Consider the following 15,184-nt stretch of genomic DNA (forward strand, 5'->3'; position numbering starts at 1 on the left):
AGACATGAATCACCAGATCCGTCATTCGTCAGGCAGCTCGCTTCCCGAGCTGTCTGACGAACAATTTGTACGCTGGCAGGCCCTGCTGGAAGAGCGAACCGGTAATCGTATGCCGGTTCAGCGGCGGACCTTCTTGCAAACCAGTCTTGGCATGCGCATGCGCGAGATTGATTGCAAGGACTACTCCGAATACTACAGCAAGGTGGTCAGTGGCCCTTCTGGTGCCATTGAATGGAACACCCTGGTTGACCGTTTGACGGTGCAGGAAACGCGCTTTTTCCGCGACCCTGATGCCATCGAATGCGTTCAGCAGTTTATGGAGGAAGCACTGGAACGCTTCCCCAACGATGAAACCCTGGAAATGTGGAGTGTTGGCTGCTCTTCGGGTGAAGAAGCCTATAGCCTGTCCATGGTAGCCGATGATGTATGGGGTTCTAACGGCCGTCACTTCGCCGTGACCGGTACCGACATCTCGACCTTCGTATTGAAAAAGGCGCGTGCCGGTACCTATCCGGCGTCCGCACGACACTGGATTCCGGAAGAGTACCAGCGCCGTTACTGTGTGGAAGCCGACAACGGAAAATTCCGTTTGTCCGATGCCATTCGTCAGCGTAGCTGTTTTACCCAGGTGAACATGCTGAACCTGTCTGCTTTTCCGTTGCAATCGCAGCACATCATTTATTGCCAGAACGTGTTGATTTACTTCCGTCGCTGGCGTCGTAAGGAAATTCTCAACGAATTGGCAGCACGACTGGTCCCGGGAGGCATTCTGGTGATTGGTTTGGGAGAAATTGTGGATTGGCACAACCCGCTGCTGGAACCGATTCGCGGTGGAAAGCTGACGGCTTTTATCCGTAAGCATAACGATACAAATATGGAGACCGAACGGCGATGAGTCAGGACTACATCGCCCTGGAATGGGTGAAAGGCGAGATTCAGGATACACTCCAGCAAGCCCAGCAATCTCTGGAGGCTTACGGGGAAAATCCTCAGGACAAGAGCAGACTGAAATTCTGCTTCAGCTACCTGCACCAGGTTCATGGCACCCTCCAGATGGTTGAGTTCTATGGCGCTGCCTTGCTGGCTGAAGAAATGGAAGCAGTGGCATCGGCATTGGCCGACGGTACCCTGACCAACGAACGCGATGGTCTGTCGGTACTGATGCAAGCCATTATCCAGCTGCCTCACTATCTTGATCACATCAAGGTCGGTAACCGCGATTTGCCCGTGGTGTTGCTGCCTATCCTGAACGAGCTGCGTTCGGCCCGCGGTGAAAACCTGCTATCCGAAACTGCCCTGTTCAGCCCTCGCATGGTTCGCCGTGCGGTACTGACACCTGCCCAGCTGAAACGCTACAGCCAGCCGGATTTCCTGCAGTGGATTCGTAAGGTCCGCCAGATGTTCCAGGCGGCGTCAGCACAGCTGCTGCAAAACAAACAACCCGATGTTGCGATGGAGTACCTGCTGAAGGTATTCGGCCGTCTGAACAATGCCCTTGGCCACACGCCAAACGGGGTTGTCTGGCTGCCTGCCATGGCATTCACTGAATGGTTGCAAGCACAAGCCAGTGTACCGGCCAGCGCCAAGCTGTTGCTGCGCGAACTGGATGCCATGCAGAAAGAACTGATTCAGGATGGCGCCCGGGTTCTTAACCACGCGGCCTCTGACGATCTGGTCAAAAACCTGCTGTTCTACATTGCCCGTACCGCCGTTGAAGGCGAGGCCATCAAACAGGCCCAGAAGCTTTACCATCTTGCTGACTCCTTGCCGACCGATGACGAAATCCAGAAAGAACGGGATGCGCTGTCGGGCCCGGATCGTGACACCATCGGTCAGGTTCTGAGTGCGCTGGCAGAAGAAATTGCCACCATCAAGGATCGGCTCGATCTGGCCATGCGCGATGGCAACAACGGCAGCGACACCCTCAATCAGGTAGCACCTGCCATGAAGCAGGTGTCCGATACCATGGGCATGCTGGGCCTTGGCTCTCCACGCCGCACGGTACAGGAACAGCTGGCCGTGATTGAGTCGATGCAGGACAGCGGCCACGCAGACCAGTCGCGTCTGTTTGATGTTGCCGGTGCCTTGCTGTTTGTTGAAGCCACGCTGGCCGGCATGATTCGCGAAGGCAATCTGGAAGCCAGTGGTGAAACCAGTGCCCTGACCGACGCCCAGAAAGCCGTGCTGCGCGAAGCGCGCAACGTGCTGGAACAAGTCAAGGACGCCATCATTGCCTACGTTGGTAATCAGTGGAACGTTGATGAGTTGCGCGATGTACCGGGCTTGCTGTACACCATCGCCGGTTCGCTGCGGATGTTGCCTCTGGCCGATGTGGCAGAAGCGTTGACTGCCGGTGCTCCGTTCGTTGAGGGACTGATTGACTCTGGCGAACGGTGTGACTGGGCAACGCTGGACGCTTTTGCCGACGTTCTGTCCGGTGTTGAATACTTTATCGAACGCTATGCGGGTAACCCGGACGATCCGGGTGACCAGATCATGGACCGCGTGTGGGAATCCCTGCAAGCGCTGACCGGCGCGACACGTCCAGTAGAAAACAGCGATGCTGACGATGAATCCCCCGCTGTTGCTGAGCCTGCAACTGTGGTTCCTGAAGTTGCAGAAACTGTTGAAGCAGAGACGGTTGAAACAGAGGCTGAGCGCGAGTCCGACGTTGAGATTGAAGCCGAAGCTGAAACTGACGCCGTGAGCGAAACCGCCGACTCCGAACAGCCGGCAGAACAAGTTGCTGAGCAGCAATCCGATCAGGCAACGGACGACAGCTTTACCGTCGACAGTCTGGCTGCTGCGGACGTCGTTGTTGACGATCAATCTGCCGAAGAGACGGAAGCTGTTTCTGACGAAGAGCAGACGCTAGAAGCCGTCGGGCCTGTCAGCGAAGCAAACAACGTTGCCGAAACCCCAGTGGCAGATATTGCTGTCGACGAAGCTGCTACGGAAGAAGCTGTCACCGACGAATCTGCTACGGAAGAAGAAACTGCTGCGGATGAAACTGCCACTGAAGAAGCGGTTACTGAAGCAGTCGCAGAAGACGCCACAGAAGAACAGCCGAGCGCAAGCAGTCAGTCTGCAGCGCGTCAGCAGGTACCGGCAGGTCCGGTAACCGTGGCCGACCTCAAAGCGGCGGTCGACAACGACCTGATCGACGACGACATCATCGAAATCTTCCTGGAAGAAGCGGCCGAAGTTACTCAGACGCTGGATGAATGGTGGCCAATCTACCGCCACAAAACCTCCGATGCTGAAGCGCTCAGCACGGTACGCCGAGCGTTCCACACCCTCAAGGGCAGTGGCCGTATGGTTCAGGCGCTGATCATTGGCGAGCTGGCCTGGTCGGTTGAAAACCTGTTCAACCGCATCATCGACAAGACCGTTCACACTTCTCCGCAGCTGTTCGAGTTGGTTGAGCATGTGATTGCTTGCTTGCCGACATTGATCAACGATTTTCGGGAACAGCAAGAGCCATCCATCGATACCCAACCTCTGATGGATTACGCCTTTGCGCTAGCCGCAGGGACTGAGTTGCCGTCACTGGCCGAGGTATTGGCCGAGCCAGATACCAGCAACGAAGAGTCTTTGGTTCCTGAATCCGAAGTTGTTGAAATTGAGGCTTCTGAATCTGATGTCTCTGAAATTGAGACGCCTGAAACGGACGTTCTTGAATCCGAGATTGTCGATTCTGAGGCTGTTGAAACTGAGGTCGCTGAGGCTGAAGTTGGTGAGCCTGAATCTGCTGAAATGGTTGATCCAGAAACCGCAGATCCAGAAACCGCACATACAGACACGCTCGACTCATTTGAATCCGGTGTTGAACTGGAAGAAGAAAGCAGCGATAGCCTGACGCTGGAAAGTGATCCGGCAGCCGTGGCCGAAGACGATGCATTCGACGTCGTTGATCTTGATGTGACCAATACATCGATTGAGTCGCAGGCTGAAGAAGAAGCTGCTTTTGAAGAAGATGACGACGACAGCGCTCTGCTGGAAGTCTTCACTCAGGAAGCCAACAACCACCTGGACACCGTCGAAGGCTTTATTGCCGAGTCTCGTGACCAGCTGTTCGATAACGAAGTATCGGATCAGGCCCAGCGTGCGCTGCATACCCTGAAGGGCAGTGCACACATGGCAGGCATTTCAGGCATTGCCGGCTTGGCAGGCCCGATGGAACGCCTGTTGAAGGAAATGCGTGCCTACAGCTTCCGCAACAGCGCCGAATTGATCGACTTGCTGGATAGCGGTTGCCAACTGATTCGCAGTGGCCTCGACAGCATCGACGTGCTTGGCAGCGATCCGGTTGAAGGAACCGACGCCTTCCTGAGCCGCCTGACAACGTTCGAAACCGATCTGATGGCTTCCCTGGGTGCCGAGCAGGAAACCGGTGCTCGCACCGTTGATCCACAAGCTATTTCCAGCTTCCTCGCCAGTGGTATGGACTCCTTGTTGGATGCCGACCAGCTGTTGATGCAATGGCAGCAAAGTGGCGATTTGTCTGTGCTGGATGCCTTGTGCAGTGATTTGTCGGAAGTTGCTGACGGCGCTGAAAAAGCCGATCAGGGCACCATCACCGAGCTGGCGCTGACGCTGCACAGCTTCTATCAGCAAGTCAGCCGGGTACCTGAGTCCCAGCGTGCAGAGAATCTGAAAGCCTGGAGCACTCTGGCACTGGATGGCCAGGAAGAATTGCTGAACATGATGGACTGTCTGGCCGCCGGCCAGGCGTTGCAGTCTCCTGCCATTCAAAACGATATTCAGGCGCTGACCGATTCCTTGCAGACCGCTGATGCCGAGCTGCTGGATGAAACGGTTGAGTCTGGTGATATGGTCGAGGCAGCAGATACTGTTGAGTCAGAGCCTGTGCTTGAACTGGTTGATGGGCTTGAGTTGAGCGAAACACTTGAGCCGGAAATCACTCTCGACATTGACGTGGATGTCGATGACGTTGATAACCTCGAGCTGTCTGAGACCAATACTGACGCAGACTTTGGCCCTGAGCTGGACATGTCCATTGATCTGGACAGTGCGTTGGAACTGGACGCCTCCGAGACTGAAGAACCTGTGTTGGAGCAATCGCTCACTCTGGACGAAGAACTCGTTCTGGATGACAGCCTGACGCTGGGCGAAGAGCTGGTTCTGGAAGAAGAGCTGGAGCTCGACGAAGCCGCGTTGGCCAGTGACGAAGCCTCTTTGGCCAGTGACGAAGCCGTACTGGATGCTGACGACGAGTTGACCTTATCCATGGACAGTTCCGTCGACAGCCCGCTGGATGGCTTTGGCGTTGAAGAAGATGCGGACACTGCGGAAAGCGGTCTGGATGGCCTAGCTCTGGATGACATGGTTCTGGAATCAGACGATGCGCTTGAGTCCTTGCTTGAAGGCACTGATGATCCGTTGCAAGTCGAACCCGTCATGGACGCTCTCGACGATGCTTCAACCGACGCCCTGACAGCCGAACTGGATTCCGGCTTTGAGCTGGAAACCGATATTTCAGTGCCTGATGTTCTTGAAGGCGATGTATTTGCTTCCGAGGAACTCTCTGAAGAGGTTTCTCTGGAATCTGACTTGCCGCTGGATTCCGATTTGTCTCTGGATCTTGATGCGGAAGACAACGCCGGGATTGTTCTTGAATCTGAGGGCTTTGACCTTACCGCTGAAGGCTCTGACCATACCGCTGAAGGCTCTGACTTCGGCGCTGAGGGCTCTGACCATACCGCTGAAGGCTCTGAAAACGACACGCCGAATGAGGCGGTGTCTTCACTGTCGCCAATGGAATACGCCGCGCCGCCGATGATGGATCTGGCCGAAGACGGCCAGGACGAAGTGGTCGAAATCTTCCTGGAAGAATGTGAAGAACTGCTGGAGTCCATCGACGAAGCGCTGGATGAATGGCGTGCTGACCCGGACAATTTGGTCAGCGTTGCGCGTTTACAGCGCGACCTGCACACCGTCAAAGGCGGTGCCCGCATGGCCGAACTGGGCGATGTGGCCGATGTGTGCCACGAGCTGGAAACCATCTACGAGCGCGTTAACAACGGTCGTTTGGGTATCCGTGACGGCATGTTCGACTTGCTGCAGCGAGCCCATGACAAACTGCATGCGCAGGTGGACGACATCAAGGCTGGCATACCATTGGCAGCGGCCACTGGCCTGCTGATGGACCTGCGTGGTTACCTGCAAGGTGAAGTGGTGATCGACCCTGATGCGAATCAGGACGATGACATCGCTGACTATGCGGCACCGATGTCCAGCGAGACCAGCCTGGATCAGGCCGACTCTGCTGCAACTGCGGACTACGATGAACCGCCGTTGATGGCTGACGCCCCGGCCAGTATTACGCCGGTGGCGATGGACGAGTCGGACCGCGAAATTCTCGAGATTTTCATTGATGAGTCTTCCGAGTTGCATGAAGGTCTGGATCAGGCCATTCACGACTGGGAGCAAGATCCATCCAATATGGCCGCTGCCGAAGAAGCCCAGCGGGTTCTGCATACCCTGAAGGGTGGTGCGCGTCTGGCAGGCTTGCTGGATATTGGTGATCAGGCCCATGAGTTTGAAAGCCGGATTGTCCGAGTGCAGCAGGGCTACCTGAATGCCGACGCCGACTTCTTCCGTCAGGCTCACCTGACTCAGGATGAGCTGGTTCAGAAAATCGACGACATTGCGGCACTGATGGAGTCGGGTGCGCCGATCATTCTGGGCGAAGACCGAATTGAAACGGCGTCTGATGACTTTGTGCAGCCAACGCTGGATATGCCTGCGCCTGAAACTGATCAGGATAGCCTCGACGACGGTGTGAGTGCGGCTGGTTCTGAACCTGAATATGTCGAGCCAGTAGATACTGAAGCCTTTGACTCTGAGGACGTTGCCTCTGATGAGTCAGCTGAGCTGACTACGGCTACGGCTACAGCTACAGCTACGGATGCGGATGCGGATGCGGATGCGGATGTCGATGACGATGACGTTGAACTCGACGTTCTGTCCGCCGATGAACTGCCTGCCGATACCCATGGCGATGGTGAGTTCGCTTTCGAAAGCGAAAGTGGCGCTGAGTTTGTTAACGAAGAGCAGCCATCAGAGATCGAACCGGATTCCGGCTTTGTGGTGGAATCCATCGACGAAGCGACCGACAGCGCAGCCTTTGAGCCGGTTGATGCGGACGAATCCGCTGATTCCCAAACGGAACAGCCATCCAATGTGGTGCAGCTGCATCCGTCGGTGCCTGCGGTTGTTGAGCCAGAAGAACCGGAAACATCCGACGATAGCCAACTGACGACCACCCCGAAACTGTCCGGTACTCCACTGGTGGATGTGGCCACTGCCGCACAGCAAGTGGCGGCTCGTCGTGCGCCGCAGGAGTTGGTGAAGGTATCCGCAGACCTGCTGGATGACCTGGTAAACCTGGCTGGTGAAACCTCGATTGGCCGTGGCCGTCTGGAACAGCAGGTGTCCGACTTCTCCTACAGTCTGGAAGAAATGGAAAACACGCTGGATCGTTTGCGTGACCAGCTGCGTCGTCTGGATATGGAAACCGAAGCCCAGGTGCTGTTCCGTCAGGAACGTCAGGGCCCGGACTACGAAGACTTCGACCCACTGGAAATGGACCGCTACTCAACCATTCAGCAGCTGTCCCGTGCTCTGGTTGAATCAGCATCCGACTTGCTCGACCTGAAAGAAACCCTGGCCGACAAAACCCGTGACGCTGAAACCCTGCTGCTGCAACAGAGCCGGGTAAACACCGAACTGCAAGAAGGTCTGATGAAGACTCGGATGGTGCAGTTCCAGCGTCTGGTACCGCGTTTGCGTCGTATCGTGCGTCAGGTATCCCAGGAGCTGGGCAAGCAGGTCGATTTCCGCGTTCTGAATGCCGACGGTGAATTGGATCGTACCATTCTTGAGCGCATGATCTCGCCGCTGGAGCACATGGTTCGTAACGCCGTCGACCACGGTATTGAAACCATTGAAGAACGTCGTGCGGCTGGCAAGCCGGACGTCGGTCAGGTGCAACTGGACGTCAGCCGCGAAGGCGGCGACGTGGTACTGACCCTGCGCGATGATGGTAAGGGCGTAAACCGTGAAGCGGTGCGTGCCAAGGCCATCGAACGTGGTCTGATGACCGCAGATGCCAAGGTGTCGGATCACGACCTGCTGCAGTTCATCCTGCAAGCCGGTTTCTCCACCGCCAAGAGCGTTACCCAGATTTCCGGCCGTGGTGTTGGTCTGGACGTGGTGAGCACCGAGATCAAACAGATTGGTGGTTCGGTCGAAATTCACTCCGAAGAAGGTCAGGGCACCCAGTTTGTTGTGCGTCTGCCGTTCACCGTATCGGTTAACCGTGCCTTGATGGTACGGGTTGGCGATGACCTGTTCGCGGTACCACTGAACAACATTCGCGGTATCGTGCGGGCGTCCGCCAAAGAACTGCAGGGCTACTACCAGTTGCCTTCCGGTGAACGCTTCTACGAATACGGCAGTGAAAAGTACGCGCTGGAATACCTCGGCGTGATGCTGGAAAACGAAAGTCAGCCGAAGGTGGTTAACCAGAACCTGCCATTGCCGGTTCTGCTGGTGAATGGTCCGGTACCGTACGCACTGCAAGTGGACACCCTGTTGGGTTCCCGTGAGATCGTGGTAAAAACCCTTGGACCACAGTTTGCGTCCGTCATGGGGGTTTCCGGCGGTACCATTCTTGGGGATGGTAACGTGGTGATCATTCTCGACTTGCCAGCCCTGATTCGTACCCAGGCATCGCTGGAGTATCAGCAAGCTCGCTTGCTGGACAACCAGTTGGCCGAACAGCGTATCGAGCAGGAAAAGCGTCCACCACGCATTCTGGTGGTCGATGACTCGGTGACGGTACGTAAGGTAACCACTCGTTTGCTGGAGCGTAATGGCATGGAAGTGCTTACCGCCCAGGATGGTGTGGACGCCATGGCGATGCTACAGGACCACATGCCGGACCTGATGCTGCTGGATATCGAAATGCCACGCATGGACGGCTTCGAGTTGGCGTCGATCATTCGCCATGACTCGCGCCTGAAGCACATTCCAATCATCATGATTACCTCGCGTACCGGTGATAAACACCGTGAACGGGCGCTGTCGATTGGGGTGAACGAGTACATGGGTAAACCGTTCCAGGAAGAAGGCCTGCTGGGCACCATGCAAGGGCTGTTGGACGGGGACGCTCAGTGAGCACACCCAGGGTCGGCATTCTTGCCGATGACTCGCTGCAACAACACCTGCTGAAACTGACCATCAGCCACCTCGGTTACGAGGTGGCGCTGGCAACCAGCCCGGATCGCTTCGAGCTGATCCGGGAGTCTGCGGTTAACCTTGATGCCTGGCTGGTCGACGTCAAACAGGAGTCGGATGAGGAATGTCCGGCCTGGTGGGACGACTTGCTGGGTGGCGATGTGCCGGTTCTGGTGGGGCTGGAAAAAGCGCCCGCGCGGGAATCAGCGACCTTCCCCCGCTGGCAAAAACGCCTCTACCAAAAACTGCATGAGCTGGTGCGTACACCGGTTCGGGTATCGGAGACCGCTGACAACTTGCGCCAGCTGAGCGCGGTTGAATCGATATCGGTCGCGCAGGGCAAGATTCCACTGCCACACTGCTTGCAGGACAGCTCTGCGGGGCTTGCCACAGAGGTTTGGGTCCTGGGAGCATCCCTGGGTGGCCCGGGGGCGGTGAAAGCGTTTCTGGATGCCTTGCCTGCCGGTTTACCCGTTGGCTTTGTCTACGCCCAGCACATCGATGCCCGCTTTGAAGGGACGCTGGCCAACACGGTTGGGCGTCATTCGGCGCTGCGTTTCGCAGGTTTTGAAGCCGGCGGCAAACTGCATAATGGCGACGTGCTGGTCGCCCCGATCACCAACGAATTTGAATTTGCGCCCACCTTTGAAATGATCGACAAGGGCCAGCCATGGCCGGGTCCCTATGGCCCTTCGATTGATCAGGTGATTCTGAACGTACATCAACGCTTCCCGCATCGGATGGGCGTGATGCTGTTCAGCGGCATGGGTAACGATGGCTCCGATGCCATCAGTACCATCGCAGCCTCTGAGGTACCGGTCTGGGTTCAGACCCCCGGTTGCTGCGCCAGTGATTCGATGCCGCAAAGCGCACTGGATACCGGCCAGGTATCCTTCCACGGAACCCCTTTCCAGCTGGCCAACCAGCTGGTTAATCGATTGAAGAACCAACGGGTCAGAGTGCATGAGTCAGACACCAGCCAAGATTGAACACGCCGGTCAGGTTGATTGCCTGATGGTGCCATTGAACGACCGCCAACTGCTGCTGCCGAACGTTACCGTGGCAGAAATCATCCCGTTCTCGCAGTTGATGACAACCAACTCCAGCGTTGACTGGATTTTGGGTAGCCTGCAATGGCGTGGGGTTCAGATTCCGGTTGTTTGCTATGAAATGCTCAATGGTCTGACGGCACCTCGACCAAGCCCCAACGCCCGCTTTGCGGTGATCAATGGCGTTGGTAATCACGCTGACATGCCGTTTTACGCCATGCTGGTGCAGGGCATTCCGAAGCTGAAGAAAGTCGATGAGAAGAACATTCAGGAAGTCGACTCCATGCTGCCAAAAGGCAACATGGACCGCATGTCGGTATCGGTAGAAGGTGAAGCAGCGTTTATTCCGGATCTGGATGCGCTGGAAGCCCAAATGCTGACGGCACGCTAGCCGTCAGCCCTGGTTCAGTCAGGCCTGTGTTGCCTGCCAGCTGGCAGTGCCGATGTACTGGCCCAGAGTGTTGTGTGGGATCACCTTGATTCCCAGATTTGAAAACAACTGATCGAAGCGCTGGTTGCCGCTATTCACTTCCAGCGCGTAGCTGGTGATGTCCGGCGTCAGCCAGGAGGCGTTGATCAGTGTTGAGGATACATCGCCAACCAGTACAACGTTGTGCATCATCGGGCACAGCAGCTCAAATGGAATGGCGGCCGGAAGAACCTCGACTTGCGGGAAAGCGGCAATGCCAAGGGCATCCGGGCTTGCATCCCTCGGGTGGTATTTGACCGCCACCGACTTACCTTGTTCGAGTGCCTGCTCGATACAGCCATGAATCATCTCGACATAACCCGGAAGTTTGGCAATCAGCGATTCATGCGGCGTTGTGATCAGTAAATCCGTCGTTGCCAGTTGCTCGACGTTGACGTTGAACGGCTTCAGAAAGTGGCGCGAAAAGTCAGCAATGACCTCGTTGTTGCGGTAGTAGGCCGGCAAACTGATGCGTTCCTTACGCTTCAGCTCAGGCACCACCAATTCCGGATAGGCCGCGTAGACGGTCTGAATCCAACCGGACCCCCCTACCGTTGGTGGATTACGCCACCAGAATCCGTAGGCCAGCTTTTTCAGTAAATTGTCGACGTACTTGTCGCCAAAACCGGAGGATGCCTTGCGGCCAACGTAGGTGAAGGTGCCTTCATCCATATAACAGCCATGGGGCTGCCAGCCTGAGCGCTCGCATTGGTGCATCAGATACTGGAACTCGATGCGACGGTCATTGCCGGTGTAGATATGACGGGGCTGGTGGTGCTCAACAAAGGCATCAATACGCTGGAAGATCTGTTTGCGCTGCTTCAGTCGAGCGCGGGCCTTGCGGATTCTGCCCGGATAAATATCGATACTGCGAAAGGGCGATCCTGGCCAGTCCATCAGCGACTTGAAGTACAGATTGTCGTCGACATTGGCCTGATCCAGTATCAGCAGGTGATGCTCTCCGGGCTGTTTTGACGCCAGTGCAATGCTGTTCAATATGTGCAATGGAGTCGATGCAAGGTAGGCGGAGATGGTCATTGTGTCAGTTCCTTAACTCGTAGATTCATCGCCTGAAGATGGTCTGGAGAGGCCTCTTTCCAGCTGCCCTGAACCAGATAATCGTTGTACAGGTAGTTCAGGTAGCGTGGCGTTGCATCCGAGCATTGCCATTGCGATGGGGCCGCCATTATGCCGCAAAGATCGTGTGGGTTTTGTGCCGACAAACACAGTTCCGGCAGACTGTAAAATGCTTGCCCAAGCACCGCCACCGGCCTCTCCAGCAGCATGGCTTCTAGGCCAACACTGCTGTTGATGGTCATAACCAGCGCCGCATTTTCAATCAGCTGCTGGGTATTGTGGTCGTTGGCGAATTGCAGTCGGGGGTGCTTTGCATGCAGGTCATCGTACTGTTTGGGGCAAGATGGGTGTTCTTTCAACAGGATGACATAAGGTTCCGGCAAGGCATCAATGTTGTCGACCAGAACCTGGTACAGCGCTCGCATATCGCGAATCCAGGGCGAAAAGCAAATGATCTGACTATCGGTATCTACCTGGAATGGCACGAAAATATAGTGGTCAGGTAAAGGCTGCTGGTTGCTTTGTTGCAGACCCTGTTTGCTTTTGTGTGCCTGACGTTGGCTCAGCTGGGTTGGCAAGCGCTGACGCAGCGTGTCTGCCCCTTGATCGCCATGTGGCAGCTGCTCGAGTGTACGCAGTGTGCTGTTTTCATAATTGATGCCTCGGGCATCCACCGTGGTAGTTGCTGGCAGGCAGCCATTTTCCATGTAGAGGGTCTTGATCCCGAGCTGATCAGCGGCCAGCGCGCACAGCCGTTGATGCCAGACAATGCCATTCCAGCACACCATGGCGTCCGGTGCGGTGTGTTTTAATCCGGCGTAGTAGGCCCGATACAGAAAGCGTCCGCTGAGCGCGAGCCAGAGCTTTCTAATCCACAGCGCTGGTAATGAACGCTGGCCGTTCGGGCTGGCCTGTTGATACTGGCGCAATTCAACCGCCACGGCGTCATCCAGCCCAGGATGGGATTTGAACGGCGGCCACAAACGCTTCAGCCACCATTGGCGATGGCGAACCTGAGTGGTCTGGTAGTCGGCAGTTTTGCCAAGTTGACTGAAATACTGTTTGTGATGATTGCGAACAGCAAAAAACAGAACGTTCATTAAAAGTCCTGGGAAATAAACACAATAAGCCTCGAGGCTGGGCTCGACGACAGCAGCATGCTGGTGTGCATTGATAAACTACTTCAGTGACAATCTGTTGATGCTGCGGGTTCCTTGCAGGCACCGGGTGGGATGTCAGCTGTGCGCGTGATCTAGAGACCCTCTGAATTACTCAGTGGTCGCGCAGAGCTATGCAGAGTTATGCAGGGGGTCCCTGGCCCGGGAACGGTTATCCCGGGAAGAGTCGAGCCCGCAGAGCATATACACGATTCATCCAGCGGTTGGTCAATCCACGCTCATCATCTGTAAAGAATTGCAACGGCCAAGCGTCACCAAGCTGTTGGTCTTGTTGGGCAGGAGATACTTTTCCACAGGCATTTTCTGGAACAAAGGTTATCTCGCCAAACAGCACCTTGCCTTCAAAGGAGTAAAGATCGACGCGGACGTAATCAAAGGTTTGTGACAGTTCGCGAGCTGCCTTCAACATTGCGGGCAGGTTATCCGGCCGGGAAGCCGGTGCTTCGCTGCGGTTGTACTTCAATTGCAGGTCGAGGTTTTGCCACTGTTCGTCAAAGAAGTCCCGTGAGTGGTCGCCAAAGCGATCCATATCGGTCTGTACGATCAGGCGTTTGCCATGGTCGAAACAATGGAATTTATAGTCAACGGGCACCTTGCCATGGGCATCGGTGAGCAGCGGTTCGACGACGACACCGGGATCAACCAGACGGTACTGGGCTTCACCAGTAAAGTTATCGGCGTAGTTACAGCCAAGCCAGGCACTGATCAGGGCTCTTACATCTGCCAGAGAATACTCGTCGGCGGTGCGGATAATCAGGTTCCAGCCACTGCCATGCGTCGCCTTGAGGATAATGGGCGGGGGAAAGCGCTCAAAGTCAAAGTCATTGGCATCTTGCAGGTAGCCAAGCTGTGGAATCAGAAACTCCTCTCCAAGGGTTTGGCGGATGTATTCGCGCACTGCGTGCTTATCGACCAGCGATGCTTGTTGTTCAAGCCAGCGGTGCTGTTGCAGTTTGCGATACAGCAGCTTTTCGCTGAACGTTTTGGGCTGCGCAAGGTTTGCATGATAACCGTGGTTACGGATGAAGTTCTGAAAGGCCTTACGGCGAATACTGCCGTCAGCCATGGTCTTTTGGGACTTGTTTTGCAGATGCTGGCTTTTGGCTTGCAAGGAATGGGTCGCGGTCATCACTGTCTCAATCGTCGAAGGTGCGGTTTGCAAAATAGCGGGTTATGCGTTGTTTCCATTGGCGGGCATTGGTTCCCTCGCCGTAGACAACCCAGTCCGGCGGCAATGACACGCCGCCCCGGTGCAGGATTTTTAGCAGTCGGAAAGTACGGCGGGCGCCAAGCAGCTCAACCAATCCATCGATGGCCGGAGTGTTGGTGCCCTTGTGCTGGTGCAGTCTTGGGCTGTGGATGACCTTGGGAATGCCTTGCTTGAAACCAAGAACGTCGAGCCAGCGCAGGAACATGACGTTGTATTCGGGTGGCAGGATGGCCAGATTGAGGTCCGATTGCCACAACAACTCCCGAAAAGATGGTTGATCCTTGGTTTGTTGGTGGGACTGAATAACCTCTTTCCAGCGTTGCAGAAACTGCTGGCTTGCCTCAGAGCGTCGGATACCAATCAGACCGCCATTCAGGGTCGGGAAGGACTGCGGGAAGCGCTGCTTGAGAATGGCCGAACCGTGTTCCGAATTACGACCGGGATCGTGGCAGGCACAGACGTCGTATTTGTCGAACAGACAGAAAATGTCGGCGATGTCGCCGATGACATAGGTATCAGCATCGATATAGAGCGTCTGATCGAAGCGGGATTGTGCCAGTGCATCAATCTTGGTTCGAAACCAGCTATGCTCTGGCGTCACGATGCGGTCAAAGACCTCCGTTTGTACATCCCTGTCGGTGTATAGATCAATCGCCAGATCCGGGCACTGAGCCTTGAGGGATTTGGCTGAGCGAATCGCCAGATCTATGTATGCCTGATCGCCTGTGGCGGCATATACCACACCCCGCGAGGGGCTTTTGTTGTCCATATCCTGTCTTACCCTTACGACATCGTTGGATGTCTCCGCTGAGCGGATCGTGTTTAAGTGCGCTACTTTACGGTTTTCTTACACTGAACGCATTGCTTGACATCCTTTGACCGTGACAAAAACCGGCTTGCGATCATCGTCAGCGGAAAACGTTACCGAGTTCGCCTG

General features: G+C 55.6%; 8 protein-coding genes. 4 read left to right on the plus strand and 4 right to left on the minus strand.

The window, feature by feature from the left end:
* The first annotated feature begins 4 nt into the window (after nt 1-4).
* The 4 genes from G516_RS0102675 to G516_RS0102690 are packed head-to-tail and all read left to right on the plus strand — an operon-like array spanning nt 5 to nt 10,704.
* Nucleotides 5-895 carry a CheR family methyltransferase gene (locus tag G516_RS0102675; protein WP_051218850.1) on the plus strand — a complete coding sequence of 297 codons (891 nt, stop codon included), beginning with the start codon at nt 5-7 and terminating at the stop codon, nt 893-895.
* Entirely contained in the window at nt 892-9,204 is an 8,313-nt protein-coding gene (locus G516_RS25310; protein WP_028292359.1) for an Hpt domain-containing protein, read from the plus strand. The genes G516_RS0102675 and G516_RS25310 overlap by 4 nt, the downstream gene beginning before the upstream one ends.
* On the plus strand, nt 9,201-10,253 hold the full coding sequence (locus G516_RS20720) for a chemotaxis protein CheB (protein WP_036533869.1): 1,053 nt from the start codon (nt 9,201-9,203) through the stop codon (nt 10,251-10,253). The genes G516_RS25310 and G516_RS20720 overlap by 4 nt, the downstream gene beginning before the upstream one ends.
* Nucleotides 10,228-10,704, plus strand: a complete 477-nt coding sequence (locus G516_RS0102690; protein ID WP_028292360.1) for a chemotaxis protein CheW — start codon at nt 10,228-10,230, stop codon at nt 10,702-10,704. Before G516_RS20720 ends, G516_RS0102690 begins: the two co-directional genes overlap by 26 nt.
* A gap of 18 nt (nt 10,705-10,722) precedes the next feature.
* Here G516_RS0102690 and G516_RS0102695 read toward each other — a convergent pair whose 3' ends face one another.
* The 4 genes from G516_RS0102695 to G516_RS20735 form a co-directional block, all read right to left on the minus strand.
* Nucleotides 10,723-11,820: a polysialyltransferase family glycosyltransferase gene (locus G516_RS0102695; protein ID WP_028292361.1), complete on the minus strand. Its 1,098-nt coding sequence runs from the start codon at nt 11,818-11,820 to the stop codon at nt 10,723-10,725.
* A complete protein-coding gene (locus G516_RS20725; protein WP_051218851.1) occupies nt 11,817-12,959 on the minus strand; it encodes a capsular polysaccharide export protein, LipB/KpsS family in 1,143 nt (380 codons plus the stop codon). The genes G516_RS0102695 and G516_RS20725 overlap by 4 nt, the downstream gene beginning before the upstream one ends.
* Nucleotides 12,960-13,188: 229 nt before the next feature.
* Entirely contained in the window at nt 13,189-14,166 is a 978-nt protein-coding gene (locus G516_RS20730; RefSeq protein WP_051218852.1) for an ATP-grasp fold amidoligase family protein, read from the minus strand.
* A gap of 7 nt (nt 14,167-14,173) precedes the next feature.
* Complete coding sequence (locus G516_RS20735) at nt 14,174-15,016, minus strand: putative nucleotide-diphospho-sugar transferase (protein ID WP_051218853.1); 843 nt, start codon at nt 15,014-15,016, stop codon at nt 14,174-14,176.
* Between the last annotated feature and the right edge of the window lie 168 nt (nt 15,017-15,184).

Origin of the sequence: Oceanobacter kriegii DSM 6294 (assembly GCF_000422845.1) — a bacterium.
In the GTDB taxonomy this organism is placed as follows: Bacteria; Pseudomonadota; Gammaproteobacteria; order Pseudomonadales; family Oceanobacteraceae; genus Oceanobacter; species Oceanobacter kriegii.